Origin of the sequence: Agaribacterium sp. ZY112, assembly GCF_041346925.1 — a bacterium.
Taxonomy (GTDB): Bacteria; Pseudomonadota; Gammaproteobacteria; order Pseudomonadales; family Cellvibrionaceae; genus Agaribacterium.
Genome location: NZ_CP166840.1, coordinates 1,938,065 through 1,953,591, shown reverse-complemented (window position 1 = coordinate 1,953,591; position 15,527 = coordinate 1,938,065). Strand labels below are relative to the sequence as shown.

14 protein-coding genes are annotated in these 15,527 nt (G+C 46.3%); 12 read left to right on the top strand and 2 right to left on the bottom strand.

What is annotated here, in order from left to right:
* The first annotated feature begins 99 nt into the window (after nucleotides 1-99).
* From AB1S55_RS08550 to yjgA, 12 genes are all read left to right on the top strand, one after another.
* Nucleotides 100-1,113 carry a calcium/sodium antiporter gene (locus tag AB1S55_RS08550; RefSeq protein WP_370981390.1) on the top strand — a complete coding sequence of 338 codons (1,014 nt, stop codon included), beginning with the start codon at nucleotides 100-102 and terminating at the stop codon, nucleotides 1,111-1,113.
* Nucleotides 1,114-1,117: 4 nt separating this feature from the next.
* A complete protein-coding gene (locus AB1S55_RS08545) occupies nucleotides 1,118-2,089 on the top strand; it encodes an SIS domain-containing protein (protein ID WP_370981389.1) in 972 nt (323 codons plus the stop codon).
* 8 nt (nucleotides 2,090-2,097) lie between these two features.
* Complete coding sequence (locus AB1S55_RS08540) at nucleotides 2,098-2,646, top strand: KdsC family phosphatase (protein ID WP_370981388.1); 549 nt, start codon at nucleotides 2,098-2,100, stop codon at nucleotides 2,644-2,646.
* Nucleotides 2,633-3,223 (top strand): LPS export ABC transporter periplasmic protein LptC, encoded by a 591-nt coding sequence (lptC, locus tag AB1S55_RS08535; RefSeq protein WP_370981387.1) that lies wholly within the window; start codon nucleotides 2,633-2,635, stop codon nucleotides 3,221-3,223. The genes AB1S55_RS08540 and lptC overlap by 14 nt, the downstream gene beginning before the upstream one ends.
* Nucleotides 3,220-3,777, top strand: a complete 558-nt coding sequence (gene lptA / locus AB1S55_RS08530; RefSeq protein ID WP_370981386.1) for a lipopolysaccharide transport periplasmic protein LptA — start codon at nucleotides 3,220-3,222, stop codon at nucleotides 3,775-3,777. Before lptC ends, lptA begins: the two co-directional genes overlap by 4 nt.
* A 1-nt stretch (nucleotide 3,778) precedes the next feature.
* Complete coding sequence (lptB, locus tag AB1S55_RS08525) at nucleotides 3,779-4,504, top strand: LPS export ABC transporter ATP-binding protein (RefSeq protein WP_370981385.1); 726 nt, start codon at nucleotides 3,779-3,781, stop codon at nucleotides 4,502-4,504.
* Between the two features lie 186 nt (nucleotides 4,505-4,690).
* Nucleotides 4,691-6,217, top strand: a complete 1,527-nt coding sequence (locus AB1S55_RS08520) for an RNA polymerase factor sigma-54 (protein WP_370981384.1) — start codon at nucleotides 4,691-4,693, stop codon at nucleotides 6,215-6,217.
* A gap of 24 nt (nucleotides 6,218-6,241) precedes the next feature.
* On the top strand, nucleotides 6,242-6,685 hold the full coding sequence (locus AB1S55_RS08515; RefSeq protein ID WP_370981383.1) for a PTS sugar transporter subunit IIA: 444 nt from the start codon (nucleotides 6,242-6,244) through the stop codon (nucleotides 6,683-6,685).
* Between the two features lie 9 nt (nucleotides 6,686-6,694).
* On the top strand, nucleotides 6,695-7,576 hold the full coding sequence (gene rapZ / locus AB1S55_RS08510) for an RNase adapter RapZ (RefSeq protein WP_370981382.1): 882 nt from the start codon (nucleotides 6,695-6,697) through the stop codon (nucleotides 7,574-7,576).
* Between the two features lie 9 nt (nucleotides 7,577-7,585).
* Nucleotides 7,586-7,855, top strand: coding sequence for an HPr family phosphocarrier protein (locus AB1S55_RS08505; protein ID WP_370981381.1), 270 nt, complete (start codon nucleotides 7,586-7,588; stop codon nucleotides 7,853-7,855).
* A 5-nt stretch (nucleotides 7,856-7,860) separates the two neighbouring features.
* Nucleotides 7,861-9,222 (top strand): magnesium transporter, encoded by a 1,362-nt coding sequence (mgtE, locus tag AB1S55_RS08500; RefSeq protein WP_370981380.1) that lies wholly within the window; start codon nucleotides 7,861-7,863, stop codon nucleotides 9,220-9,222.
* Between the two features lie 21 nt (nucleotides 9,223-9,243).
* On the top strand, nucleotides 9,244-9,759 hold the full coding sequence (gene yjgA / locus AB1S55_RS08495) for a ribosome biogenesis factor YjgA (protein ID WP_370981379.1): 516 nt from the start codon (nucleotides 9,244-9,246) through the stop codon (nucleotides 9,757-9,759).
* A gap of 116 nt (nucleotides 9,760-9,875) precedes the next feature.
* Here the strand turns inward: yjgA and AB1S55_RS08490 are convergent, their stop codons facing one another.
* Both AB1S55_RS08490 and rng read right to left on the bottom strand, forming a co-directional pair.
* The gene (locus tag AB1S55_RS08490; protein WP_370981378.1) at nucleotides 9,876-14,027 is read right to left on the bottom strand and encodes a YhdP family protein; all 4,152 of its coding nucleotides are present in this window, start codon (nucleotides 14,025-14,027) and stop codon (nucleotides 9,876-9,878) included.
* Between the two features lie 11 nt (nucleotides 14,028-14,038).
* Nucleotides 14,039-15,523, bottom strand: a complete 1,485-nt coding sequence (rng, locus tag AB1S55_RS08485; protein ID WP_370981377.1) for a ribonuclease G — start codon at nucleotides 15,521-15,523, stop codon at nucleotides 14,039-14,041.
* Between the last annotated feature and the right edge of the window lie 4 nt (nucleotides 15,524-15,527).

Below are 15,527 nucleotides of genomic sequence, written 5' to 3'. Positions count from 1 at the left end.
CCTATATTGGGTCGAGCTTAACTTTCTCAAGCTGACAAAGGCCGATGGCAGCAGTAATATGGCGCCACCTTAAACTTAGAAACATCAGGACACAGCTCCTTGCTTGACAGTATCCCAACTATTTATATTGCTGCCGTCGCCATCCTCTTAGGGTTTGGCGGGCTTATTTGGTCAGCCGACCGCTTTGTTGCAGGCGCCGCTGCCTTTGCACTTAACTTTGGCCTAGCACCGATGCTCATAGGTTTGACCATTGTTTCTCTTGGCACATCAGCGCCTGAAGTATTGGTCTCCTTAAATGCATCACTGGATGGTTCCGGTGATATCGCTATCGGCAATGCCATCGGTTCCAATATTGCCAATGTCGGCTTAGTGCTTGCCATCACCGCGCTTGTGGCACGCATTCCTGTGCAAAAACACATCCTCAAAGATGAGCTGCCCATTTTAGTACTCATCACCTTATTGGCAGGTTGGTTTTTACGTGACGCCACGCTTAGTCGCAGCGAAGGCTGGATTCTTGCACTCGCCTTAATACCCGCCCTTGCCTATATGGTCTGGAGTAAAAGCCACGACTTAAGTGCCAAAGAAATGGAACAAGAGCAAGAAGGTGTCGAGCCCATGGCTATTGGCGCTGCTATTTTCTGGTTTTCATTTGGCTTAATCCTGCTAATTCTGAGCGCAAAAATCCTTATCTGGGGGGCACAAACAACAGCCATTCACTTCTCGGTAAGCCCTTTAATCATAGGCTTAACCGTACTTGCCATCGGTACTAGCCTACCCGAACTGGCGGCCTCCGTAGTAAGCGCACTCAAGGGCCACCACGACATAGCACTAGGTAATATCATCGGCTCAAACATTTTTAACCTACTCGCTGTTATGTCGATTCCAGGCATTATTGCACCCCTGACATATGACTCAACGGTCTTCAGCCGAGACTACCTTTATATGCTTGGCTTAACCCTGCTGCTAGTCGTATTTGTTGTCTACGCGCTATTAAGCCGCAACAAATTGAGCCCGAACAAAAAGCCAGGCTTCGGGCGTGTCGCCGGTAGCATCCTACTGATAAGCTACGCCGCCTACATTTACATCTTGTATCAGAATAGTGTGAGCGCTTAAGTCTATGACCTCCCAAAATCTAATCAACAGCGGCCGAACAACCATTCTTAAAGAGAGCCAGGCCGTAGCCCAGCTTATCGACCGCATAAGTGATGATTTTGTACGTGCCTGTGAGCTTATTCTCGCTTGCCGAGGCCGAGTCATTGTGACCGGCATGGGCAAAAGCGGTCATATCGCCAATAAAATTGCTGCCACTTTAGCAAGCACCGGCACTCCCGCTTTTTTTGTTCATCCGGGCGAAGCCAGTCATGGGGATTTTGGCATGATCACTCGCGAAGATGTGATTATTGCCCTATCCAACTCCGGCTCAACCAATGAACTGATCACCCTCATCCCGATGTTTAAACGCTTGGGCGTAAGCTTTATCAGCATGAGCGGTAAACAAAGCAGCCCACTTGCCGAATTTGCTGACGTCAACCTAGATGTGAGCGTTGAAGAAGAGGCCTGCCCGCACAACCTTGCTCCAACCTCAAGCACCACTGCAACTCTGGTTATGGGAGATGCGCTTGCGGTAGCACTGCTCGAAGCTCGCGGTTTCAGCCCTGAAGATTTTGCCTTTTCTCACCCCGGTGGCGCCCTTGGTCGAAAGTTATTACTGCGCTGCAAAGATATTATGCACGGGGGCGACGACCTGCCTCAGGTGCAGCTCAACAGCTTATTAAGCGAAGCCCTAACTGAAATGACCAGTAAAGGCTTTGGTATGACGACTGTCGTCGATGAGAAACAATGCCTTGCCGGTATTTTCACCGATGGCGACCTGCGCCGTGTTGTTGCTCGCAAGCTCGACCTAAACCTAGCAAGCATGAGCGAAGTCATGACCGCTTCACCGCGCACGGTAAATCAAAACCTGCTGGCCGCCGAAGCACTGCACCTCATGGAACAATATAAAATCACCGCCCTTGTCGTAGCAGATGATCACAACAACCCCGTTGGTGTATTACATATGCACGACCTGTTACGTGCCGGAATTTATTGAGAAAAAACATGCCTAAAACAGTATTAAAAAACACAGAGCTGCTTGCGAAAGCTCAAAAAATCAAACTACTTGTACTTGATGTCGATGGAGTATTAAGCGACGGCAAGGTCTATTTTGATAACAACGGCCTAGAAACTAAGTGTTTTCACACCTTAGATGGCCAAGGCCTCAAACAGCTAAAAAAGAGTGGTGTTGAAGTTGCCATTATTACCGGCAGAAAAAGTGCCATCGTTGAGCGTCGCGCCAATGAACTCGGCATCAAACTGTTAATACAAGGCCGCGAAGATAAATTCGTTGCACTGCAGGAGATACTCAAGCAATTCCCTTGCGAACTCGAAAACATTGCCCACATGGGCGATGACTGGCCCGACCTACACGTTATGACTCGTGTTGGCCTAGCGCTAAGCCTTTGCAGTGCCCACTGGCAAGTAAAAGAAATGGCTGATTGGATCAGCACCCGTCGCGGTGGCGATGGTGCCGTTAGAGATGCCTGCGACATGCTTATGATCGCGCAAGGCAATTACGAAAAAGCACTCGCACCTTATGTCAGTCTATAAGTTCTCATTTTACGCCGCGGCTTTGCTAATTGCGGTTGGCGCACTGCTTATTTTTAGCGATAGTACTAGCAGCATTTTGGGCGAGGTCGAACAAGAGACCAACGCCAAAATCAGCGCCTATGCAGTGGCTCGCGATACCGACACTCAATACTTTAATGAAGACGGCAGCCTAAGTTACACCTTTAAAGCTGCAGAACTTAAGCACTACCGCCCCAACGATGAAGAAGCGAGTAGTTATAGCACCGCAAAAAAGCCAATAATTGAGTTTGTAGGCCAAACCAACCCTTGGGAAATTGAGGCTCAAAAAGCGCATGTAAGCAACGAACGCATCATTACCATGAGCGAAGACGTCATCGCCCAGCATACCGACCTCAACAACATGCACACCGTTATGCATACTCAAGAGCTTATTTTTGAGCCAGAGCAAAAACTAGCGTACACCAACAAGCCTGTTACAATCGTCAGCCCGCTTGGTAAGGTCAGTGCTGTAGGAATGATCGCCGATCTACAACAGCGTAAGATCACACTTAAAAGTAAAGTAAAGGGCTTACACAGCCCCGAGAAAATAAATCCATGAGCAAAGCTACACGGCCTCTATTCTTACTTGGCCTTTGTGCCATCGCCAGCGCCTGCCTCGCCCTTCCCGACGATGCAGAGAAAGACCTGGAACTGGAAGCTGAGAGCCTTGTTTATGACGAGCTAAAGAATACACTCACGTATTCTGGCTCCGTTACCATGCAGCAGGGCAGCATGCTTATTAAAGCGGATGACGTGATTATTTTTGGTAATGCAGAAAAAGCCACCCGAGTACTAGCCACAGGTCGCCCAGCTCACTTTCAGCAGACACCAAGTGTTGGCGCAGAACCTGTCACAGCCAGAGCCATAAAGCTTGATTACGATATCCACAATAAAGGCCTTATCCTTGAAGGTGACGCAACACTGGACCAAGAAGGCGCAAGTTTAAGCGGCAATCGAATTGAGTACGATGTAAAACAAGCCCTTGTTAAAGCAAGCAGCCTCAGTGAAGGCAGTGACGAGAAAAAACGCGTGAAAATGATTATCCCGCCTAAAGCCCTGCAACAAGAACAAGACGCAGCCGAGCAACAACCAGAAGAAAATTCAGCGCAATAACATGCCCATATTAGAAGCACAGCATTTGGCCAAAAGCTATAAAGGCCGCAAAGTTATTGTTGATGTCAGCATGCAAGTAAGCTCCGGCGAAGTAGTTGGACTGCTCGGCCCCAACGGCGCGGGTAAGACCACCTGCTTTTACATGATCGCAGGTATCGTTAAACCCGATCACGGCAGAGTCTTTATCGATAAGCAAGAAATCACCCACATGCCGATGCACAAACGCGCGCGCACAGGGCTTGGTTACTTACCCCAAGAGGCCTCCGTATTTCGCAAACTCACTGTGACTGAAAACATCAGTGCGATTTTGGAAACCCGTAAAGAACTAAGCAAACAGCAGCGCAAAGACAAACAACAAGAGCTGCTCGAAGAGTTTCACATTACCCACATCAAAGACAGCCAAGGCATGGCCTTAAGTGGTGGTGAGCGCCGCAGAGTAGAAATTGCACGCGCACTGGCCAGCGAGCCAAATTTTGTTCTGCTTGACGAACCCTTTGCCGGCGTTGACCCGATCTCGGTCAGTGATATCAAAGACATCATTTTGCAACTCAAAGCAAAAAATATTGGCATCTTAATCACCGATCACAATGTGCGTGAAACGCTCGATATTTGCGAAAAAGCCTATATCGTTTCCGAAGGCCAAATACTCGCCGAAGGTGATTCCGCTACGGTTTTGAGCAATAAAAAAGTACGTGAAGTCTATCTAGGCCAGCACTTTACACTCTAAAACCAACCTCTTGCTGCAGGCCTAGTCGATGGCAGAGCAATTGGCAAGCACATTCGGCATAAAGATTGCTTTGTTATCTGCTTAAAAGCGTTGCCCTGAAGCTAAGGGAATACTAAACTTAGCTAAGTTACCAAACCCAATAGCGCAGAGCGTTTACGGGCCCCAGAGCAACATAAGTAGTCGCCTATGAAGCAATCTCTCCAGTTAAAGATGGGCCATCAGCTAACGATGACCCCTCAGTTACAACAAGCCATTCGCTTGCTGCAACTTTCTACTCTTGACCTACAAGCCGAAATTCAAGAAGCCCTTGAAAGCAACCCTTTACTCGAAATAAACGAAGTAGAAGAAAGCAGCAGTAGCTCAGATGAGTCAAACAAAAATAATCCGGAAGAGAACAAAGCAAACAACAGCAGTGAAGCTGACCATCAAGCTAATGAGAAATCAGTCAACGAAGGCGATGCCAGCGATGGCTTATCGGAAGGCGATTGGAGTAATGACATTCCAACCGACCTCGCCGTAGACACCAGCTGGGACGACGTTTACCAAGCCAACTCGTTTAGTAACACGGGACTAGCGCGTAACGATCAAGAAGATTACGACTTAGAGAGCCGACGCGGTGGTACAGAGAGCCTTGGTGACCACCTTTTCTGGCAGCTCAACCTCACTCCAATGAGCGACCGTGACCTATTGATTGCAGAAGCAATCATTGATGCCGTTGCCGATAGCGGCATGCTTGAGCAAAGCATCGAAGACATCTTTGAGGGCCTAAGTACCGAGCTTGAAGACTTAGAAGAAGATGAGGTCATCGCCGTCCTACACCGAGTGCAACAATTTGACCCCCCAGGTGTTGCAGCAAGAGACTTAAGTGACTGCTTACTTATCCAGCTCAATGCACTAAAACAAGATACACCAGAGATCAGTAAAGCGCGTGAACTCATCGTCAACTACCTTCCCCTGCTTGGTAGTCGCGACTTCAAGACCTTAATGCGCAAACTAAAAATCAAAGAACCTGAACTTCAAGCTGTCATAGCCATCATTCAGGCGCTTAACCCTCGCCCTGGCGATAGCATCGACACCTCATCAACCGAATACGTTGTTCCCGATGTCTTTGTTAAAAAAGAAAAACAGCGCTGGACCGTTAGCCTCAACCCAGATATCGCACCCAAAATTCGTATCAATTCGGATTACGCATCGATGGTCAAACGTGCTGACAGCAGTGCCGACAACACCTTTATTCGAGACAACCTGCAAGAAGCACGCTGGTTTCTTAAAAGCCTGCAAAGCCGCAATGAAACCCTGCTTAAAGTCGCAACCTGCATCGTAGAAAAACAGCAGGGCTTTTTAGACTTTGGCCCAGAGGCGATGAAGCCGATGGTACTTCATGATGTAGCAGAAATCGTCGGCATGCATGAGTCGACTATTTCCCGTGTAACGACTCAAAAGTACATGCATACCCCTCAGGGTATTTTTGAATTGAAATACTTCTTTTCTAGTCACGTTGCCACTGAAGGTGGAGGTGAATGCTCATCCACCGCCATTCGTGCCATCATTAAAAAATTAGTAGCGGCGGAAAATACCCGCAAACCGCTTAGCGACTCGAAAATGACAGCCCTGCTTGAAGAGCAGGGTATTAAGGTTGCTCGCCGTACGATAGCTAAATACCGAGAATCTCTCAGTATTCCGCCATCAAACGAACGCAAGCAATTAACATAATAGCAATCTTATTATTCTAAGTTTATGTGGATTAAAAACGTTCTATCAGAAACACTCTGCGCGGCACGTATTGAAGGTGTCAGCAAAAAACGCGTACTCGACAAAGTAGCTCAAACACTAGGTGAACAATACGGCGTGGATGCCAATACGCTATTTAGCCAACTTGTTGCCAGAGAAAAACTAGGCTCCACAGGCATTGGCGACGGTGTTGCAATCCCACACTGCCGCTTTGATACCGATGAAGCGATGCTTGCAGTATTTACTTTGGACCAAGGTATTGATTTTGATGCGATCGACCAACAGCCTGTTGATGTTGTTTTTGCTATGGTCGCCCCCGAGAACAGTGAACAGAACCATTTAGAGAACCTCGCGGCCATTGCTTCTGCATTGCAAAACGAGGACTACTTAAAACACTTGCGCCAAGCAAACAGTGCACAAGAACTTTATCTCGCCGCCACTGAGCAATGAGCCCTAACTATGCAAATTTTGGTGATATCCGGCCGATCCGGCTCAGGTAAAACAACCGCGCTCAACCTGTTAGAGGATGAGGGTTACACCTGCATCGACAATTTGCCGCTGAGCCTGCTACCTGCCCTTACTGAACAAATACGCAAGGCTCACAACCCCAACACTGCACGCCTTGCCATTGGCATTGATGCGCGCAATATTGATGGCGACCTAAGTGTGCTGCCAAGCTTACTTGAGTCACTTAAAAAAGACTCCGACAACTTCCGTATACTCTATCTAGATACAGGCAAAGAAGTCTTATTACGCCGCTTTAGCGAAACGCGCCGCAAACACCCACTAAGTAACAAAAACACAGGTTTGCACGAAGCGATCAGCAGTGAGGATTTAATCCTTGCCCCCATAGCAGCACTGGCAGATGTCACCATTGACACCAGCAACCTAAACTTACACGAACTACGCAGTGCCGTTAAACGTCAACTCATCGACAATGAGCGTGACGGCATTGCGATCACCTTGACTTCTTTTGGCTTTAAATTTGGCGTACCTGTAGATTCAGACTTTATGTTTGATGTGCGCTGCTTACCCAACCCCTATTGGCAAGCAGAACTTAGAGGCTATTCAGGGCTCGAACAACCCGTCATCAACTTTTTAAAAGACCAAGATCCCGTGCAGCAAATGGCTGCCGATATAGAATCATTTGCTCGGAAGTGGATTCCTAGCTTTGAAGACAATAACCGCAGTTACATCAACATAGCAATTGGCTGCACCGGAGGCATGCACCGCAGTGTATTCCTTAGCGAGCACATTGCTGCATGCCTGCGCGACAACTATAAAAATGTTCAGACTCGCCACCGCCAACTCAGCGCAAAATATATGGCGCCGGTCCGATAAAGGAAAGCCATGAAGGAACAACAAATTCAAATTATTAACAAGCTCGGTTTACACGCCCGAGCGGCCACAAAGTTTGCAAATACAGCAAAACAATATGGGGCAGATATCGAAGTCGAATTTGATGGCAAATCAATTGATGGTAAAAGCATCATGTCACTGATGCTTTTGGCCGCAGCCAAAGGCAGTGAGCTTACTATTCGCTGTAATGGTAAAGACGAGCAAAAGGCCATGAAGGGTCTTTGCAGCTTAATCAACAACCGCTTTGACGAAGACGAATAAGATCTATGCAGCAGGCTGAAGAGCTGAACAATCAGACTCAGGCACATCTAGGGCGAGTACAGCAGTTACTCGGCCAAGGCACCACTTGGCAGCTCAGCCAAATGGTCAACGGCTTGCGCCCTGTAGAGATTGCCCGCTTGCTCTCTTCCGCCCCACCAGCGTCACGCGCCCTAATCTGGGACCTAGTTGATAAAAATGTACTCGGTGAAGTACTCGAAGAGCTACCCGAAGATATACGCAGCAGCTACCTAAACAATATCGAAGCCGAGGACATTGCCGAGTTAACCGAAGGTCTCGAAACGGATGATGTGGTAGACATCCTGCAACAACTGCCTGAGCAAGTTATTCAAGAAGTGCTCGGCGCGATGGACAACCAAGACCGCGAACGCGTAGAAAAAGTTCTACCCTATGCCGAAGACACTGCAGGCGGCCTAACCAACACAGATACTATTACGGTTCGCCCGCGTTTTACTCTCGATGTGGTACTGCGTTATTTGCGCTTGCACCCAGAATTACCCCCTTCAACAGATGCGCTTATTGTTGTTAACCGCAAAGATGATTACTTAGGCCTATTACCTTTAGCGACCCTACTGACAACAGACCCAAACACCACTGTGCGGGAAGTCATGGTCACCGATGAAAACGCGATCCGCGCCGATATGGCCGACGCAGAAGTCGCTAAGCTATTCGAACAACACGACTGGATTTCAGCCCCCGTTGTTGACGAAAAAGGCAAACTTCTAGGCCGAATTACCATTGATGACGTGGTTGATGTTATTCGTGACGAAGCCGATCACAGCTTAATGAGCATGGCGGGCCTCGATGAAGATGAAGATACCTTTGCACCAGTCAGGAAAAGCACCCCTCGCCGAGCGATGTGGCTGGGAATTAATTTAATAACAGCTCTACTTGCATCATCGGTGATCAACCTCTTCCAAGGTACTATCGACAAGGTCGTAGCTCTAGCAGTGCTAATGCCCATTGTTGCCTCCATGGGGGGCGTAGCAGGCTCCCAAACCCTAACTATGGTGATACGGGGTATGGCCACAGGCCAAATTGGCTCCAATAATTTAAAATGGCTAATTAACAGAGAGCTAGGGGTAGGCATGATTAACGGCCTACTCTGGGCTACGATTATGGGCATTATCGCTGGTTTTTGGTTTCAAGACCCTATCATCTCCGTCATTATCGGTGCCGCAATGGTCATTAACTTATTAGTTGCAGCGCTTGCCGGAGCAGTACTACCCTCTATCTTAAAAGCTATGAAAATAGACCCAGCCTTGGCCGGAGGGGTCACTTTAACCACCATTACCGATGTGATTGGTTTCCTCTCATTCCTAGGTTTAGCGACTATTTTTTACGCCTAAGCCCAACAAAAGACAAACAGCATGACCGAAGACGATTTTTGGGACGACCCCGACTATAAAAGTAAAACCGAGATAAAAAGTGACATGCGTGAGCTCAGAGCACTAGGCCTTGAGCTTGCCGAGCTACCGAAAAAGATTCTCGACACTGTGCCGATGAGTGAAGAGCTGCGTTACGCGATTGATGAATACCGCCGCATCACCCATAAAAACGCATTAAAACGCCAAGCCTCATTTATTGGCAAGCTCATTCGTAAAGAGGAGGATGCAGGAGAAGCGTTAAAAGCCAGCTTAGAAAGCATCAAACAAGAGCGCCACAAAACAACTCGACAGTTACATGTTGTGGAGCAATGGCGAGAGCGCCTAATCGATCAAGGCAATGAGGCTTTTAACGAGTTTGTGAGCCAATTTCCAAACTGCGACCGCCAGCAGTTAAGAAACTTATTACGCAATGCGCAAAAAGATAAAAGCCAAAACAAGCCACCAGCCAATGCACGCAAACTATTTAAGCTCGTACAACAAGTGCTAGCTGAAGCTTAAAACTACAAATCAATCTAAACCAAGCTGATCTAGTCCGACCGAGTGCTCAAAAATATAAACATAGCAGCGCACTCGGTTTAGCGCAGTATCAAACACAACAAAATAGAATTACTAAACTACTGAAGAAGCTCAGTACGAGAGATCATTGATCTATTTTCTGGTGAGCCTTCACCATGTTTATTAAGCTCAGATTCCATTGTGCTTTTAGTATTACCAGTATCAAATTTAGTCTCAGTACGAACTTCATGCTCAGCCTTACTGGGTTTATTTTCTACATCGTCATTAAAGACTTTTAACACTTTAATTTTCGGGTCTTCCCAAGCCCCGCGAACGCTGTAGCTAATACTGGATGCTTTATCGACCTGCTTACTAAACATCTTACTGATAACATATACCCCAAGCCCTGCGGGCAGACCTGCAAGAAAAGCTGTGGCAACAACAATATTACCTGCAACCGGAAGGGTAACAGCCAGCTCCGTATCTAAGGTTTCATTAACAATATCTATATCACCAGCCATACGCATTTTTGAAGAGCTACTTTCTACTAGCATAGGCTCATCTAAGCTCGCCAAACCTTCATTAAAACGCATTTTTGCGTGAACTTTATCATAAGCAAAACCTTTAGCTGCAAGGTCAGAGAAATCCAAACGCAGGCGCCTTGCAAAAGTATCAAAATTAAACAAAGCAATAAGCCTTAATAATGGATTTTCCCCAGCATCAGCGCCTCGAATAAAGCTACCTTTATGCAATTCAAGCTCTAAGTTACCGTTAAGTATTTCCAGTTGCGGCATATCCGGCTCGGCACTCCAGCTTACATCTAAATCAAACCAAGCTAAGCGACTCTCAAGCATTCGCTCCTGCCCCCAGGCCTCCAATGCTTGACCTACATCTTCGGTTTGAATTCGAGCGGTTAATGCGCTGTGGTGCTGGCCTTGCTCGTCTTTCGTCCAGATAAACTGCCCTCCCTGAGCGGCCCCAATTTTTAAGTGACGCACTTCAGCCTCAATCGACTCAAAACGTAAACCTTGCTCTATTGGCACTACATCAAAGAACCAGTGACCATAATCTTGATCATGCATACGTAACTCTTGAATGCTTACCTGCATCGCTGCAACTGAACTCAAGTCAAAATCACTTAAGGCGCTAACACGAGGCTCATCTAAATCAAAATCACTAAATTCATCCGCGGCGCTTAAACTGCCGTGCTCGCCTTCATAAACACTTAAGTAGTCAAAGTCTAATAGTAGGGGCCCATCACCTAAAGGTAGCGTCACCGCGCCATCAAACTGCTCACTTTTCCCCTCAAAGCGCCAACGCCGATTATTACCATCTATATTTAATGCCACACTAGGCATGCTTAAATCAGCAAAAACAAAGTTACCGACATTCAACTCTATACGAGCTTGGAAGCCATCTGACTCTTGTTCTTCAGGGTCAAAACGTTTCTCTTGTTCTAATAAACGCTCAAGCCAAGAACTCCACTGCTCGTAACTCACTTCATCGAGATAACCAGTAATAAGCGATAGACCCGGCTTTAAGCGCTCTTGCTCGGGCAAGCTTTCGCCAATAGTTATATGCAAGGCTGTAGAGTCTTGCGGAGCATGCTCAGATACCACTTGGGTATTAACCGCAAGGTCAGCATCATAACTATCTAATAACAATTCAAACTGGTTATTGTGTTGATAGTGATAACGTAGACCGTAATCAAGCTGCTGAATAGACAGCTCAAACAAACCAGTTTCCCCAGCCTCTTTTTTTAAAGCTCCTGGTAAATCGATACTGCTATTTTTTAAGTTACTCGAAAGATCTAGGTTTAAGCCCTCAGTATTTGCACTTTCAGAAAGTGGTAAATTCAATAAACCCTTTACAGAAAAATCTCCTGATAAAGCAAATAATTCGGGGCGCTTTGACCATGCTTGTAGAGCATCTACATTTACTTCACCGGTGAAATGTACATCCATCTCACTCAGATCTTTATGCGTTTGAATACCGAGTGAAATTGGCTTATCCCAAAGCTTAGCCGTTAAAGCTTTAGCTTGAACCAAGTGACTTTTATTAACAGCGAAAGCACCATTAATATCCTCATACCTTAAATTGAGCCTTGGCATATATAATTCAGCACCAACAAGCTGAGTGCTAACAGAATAATCCAGATCTCGTTCCATATTCTGAAAAGGCAGGGTTAAATGAAAGCGGCTTTTGTGCCTTCCCAACAGCTGCCATGAGGACAAAAAGCTTTCAACAGAATCGGCAATAGGGCTATCCAATAAAAAAACCTGAGCATCGGTAAGCGCGCCATTAATATCGGCCTGCACATTAAGCTCATGCACAGCCTTAGCGTTTTTACCCACACTGACACGAGCATAACTCACATCATTACCATCAAGTTCAGCTTGTCTAACTTCAGCGTTAAATACATTGTCATCCAAGCTTAACTTCGCAGATACAGCACTGAGCTCTGGCCAGTGCTCATCAAATTTTAAGCTGGCGTTATCGACTGCCAAATCAAGCTGAAACAAAGCAGCCTGCTTAGGATTTAGAGACACCGAGCCATGATAAAAAACATTAATGTTGCTTGCTTGACCGTCACGAATCGCCAATGCCAACCAGCGATCTAGCTCATCTGGCACCATCCTAGGTACATATTGAGAGTAGCTTGTTGCCGGAGCCCGATCAGCATAAATAGACAAATCCAAACTCGGCTCTCCCACATCGCTAGAAAAAGGCAAAACCATTGAGAAAAAGCCACTAACGTAACGATCTTCCGTTAAAGAGCTGAGCTGGGCACTATGTAAAAAAGCTTTACGCTGTTCTAAATCCACACGCCAAGCCAGCTGCCCTTTAACATTGTCTAGGGTAAAAGCTTGATCAAATACCTTGGGTAAAAACAAACTAAAAGGCTCGTTGCGGATATCGGCATTTACAAAACCACCAAACAATGAACTTTCAACGTAGCCATCGATATTTTTAAGTTCTGGGCTACCCATAAAAGCGGCTGAATAACCGTCTTTAAGCTGTGCTCGTAAATTAAACCAGCCCCGCTCTTCGCCAACGTAAGCAAGATCCACATCGCTTAACTGCCCACTTAAGTTAAGCGAACGGATGACATTAACAACAGGGTGATCACGCCCTTCATTAGCCCTCAAAAAGTGCTGACTTAAATCACCGATATTAAAATGCGCTATACGTAGGCCAACGCTGGCATCTTTACCGTAAAAACTAAAGGTATCAAAAGGAAGTGGCTCACCTGAAAAAATAATGGACATATCTTGCAAGCTTAAGTTCCAGCCTTTTGCTCGCTGCCAAAAACCACTGACATCGGCCGTCAAACTTTCAGGTAAAGCAATATTCTTTTGTATATCGTGAGGCAGGCCCGTCAGCGAAATACGCCCCTTAGCAGAAACCCCATCTTTGGGAGAGCCATCAAGCCACAACTCAAAGTCTAACTTACCCTGGCCTCGATCATCTGCAAACTTGTCTAAGGCGCTAGCACCAGTTTGATCCTCAACCGCGATCTGCTGCTCTACCTTCTTAAGCGCTGCATAGATATCATCAACGGGAATCTGTTTAAGCTGAATATAAGCACTCGCAGAAAAGCGCTGCTCGTTACGAGGGTCACCGTAACCTTCAACAACCACACGTAAACTTTCTTGGTCATTCAAATTGAAGTTTGCACTCAAACGATGAAAAAAACGATCGTTTTCAAGTGAAATAACAGGAATATCAAGCTGGCTAGTTTTGCCATTTAAAAACTCGAAATTTAGCTCAGCAGAACGAATTTCTACACGTCGTCCAAATAAGAAAATATCTAGAGGGTCATCAAAAGCAAAGGAGCTTTCCGTATTTGCAGTGCCACCGCTATAACCTTTAATGCCCCAGCTATTATCTTGGCGCTGTTCAATTGTAGTGGAAAAATTCTCAAATACGATGGTGCGCCAAGCCAAGCCCCGCTGCGCAATACTATCAAGGATGCTAAGTTCTGCTAATGCGGTATCAACATGAAATATTTCTTGGCCATCATTATTTTTAATTTGCAACTGACCAAGCACTATCTGCGGCTTCAACCCCTTCCATTGGGCGGCTATACCTAAGAGCTCTACGTCGACCCCTAATTGAGCACCAAGGGAGTCGGCAATAACGTGGCGATAATCATTAAGCAAAGGGAAGGCCTGCCGACCTATTTGAACCAAGACGGCAAACGCAATGATGCTTCCGAGGATAAACCCCCAGAAGCGTCGAGTAAGCAATCGCAAATGCCGCTTAAACACGCCAATCTTACCTATTGAGAGAGAATAATATCGTACTGCTCCTGATGATAAATTCCTTCTACCTGAAACCGTATTGTTCCTTCAATAAATAATTCCAGATCGGCAACATTAGCGGACTCCTCATCAAGCAAGCGATCAATAACAACTTGTGATGCGAGCACCATAAAATTCTTACTTTCATAAGCCCTGCTTTCACGCAGAATTTCACGAAATATTTCGTAGCAAATACTTTCAGCAGACTTTAATTTCCCGCGCCCCTGACAGACAGGACAGGGCTCACATAACATCTGCGTTAATGACTCACTGGTACGCTTGCGTGTCATCTCCACCAACCCAAGCTCGGAAACACCGGTAATACTGGTTTTGACACGATCACGATCGAGGTTCTTCTCTAAAGTGCGCAAAATTTGGCGCTGATGCTCTTCGTCGAGCATATCAATAAAGTCGAGAATAATAATGCCGCCAATATTGCGTAAACGCAGTTGTCGAGCAATGGCAGAAGCGGCTTCTAAATTCGTTTTAAAAATAGTTTCTTCTAAATTTCGATGGCCAACAAAAGCGCCGGTATTCACATCAATGGTTGTCATTGCCTCAGTTTGTTCGATAAGCAAATAACCACCCGACTTTAAACCAACTTTTACCTCTAGTGCCTTACTCAGCTCACTCTCAACACCGTATAAGTCAAAAATAGGTCGCTCGCCGGGGTAATGCTCGAGTTTTGAGCCAATTTCAGGCGCATAGTGCTTGGCAAAACTTTGCATGCGCTGAAACGCTTCTCGTGAGTCGATGCGAACCTTCTCAATATTTGGTCGCATCAAATCCCGAATAGTACGCATATACAACGGCATGTCTTCATAAACAACAGCTGGGGCCTGAGTGTTTTTTATCTTCTCTTCAACGTCGCCCCAGACGCGAAACACAAAAGGAATGTCTGCACGAAAATCTTCAACCGTGGCAGACTCCGCAGCAGTACGCACAATAAAGCCGCCTACGTTGTACTCATCTTTATATTCAGCTGAAAGCTCATGCACCGCATTTTTTAAGCGCTCTCTTTCACTGTCATCCTCAATACGAGCAGAAATACCAACATGAGCGGTATAAGGCATGTAGACCAAATAGCGTGCACTGATGCTCAAGTGGCTCGTTAAACGCGCACCTTTAGTGCTAATAGGATCTTTAATAACCTGAACAACAAGCTCTTGGCCTTGGCGTAAATAATTTCGAATATCGCTTTGTTCATTTAAGCGAATCTCTACACCATTTTCATCACGAGGAGATAAGTCGGCGACATGAATAAAACCCGCGCGCTCTTGGCCAATATCGACAAATGCCGCCTGCATACCCGGCAGCACTCTTACGACTTTACCCTTGTAAATATTACCTACGTAGCCCTTACTGTGAACACGCTCAATATAAACCTCCTGTAAAACACCGTTCTCTACCAGAGCATCACGTGTTTCAGTTGGCCCAACATTGACCAGTATCTCATCACTCATAATT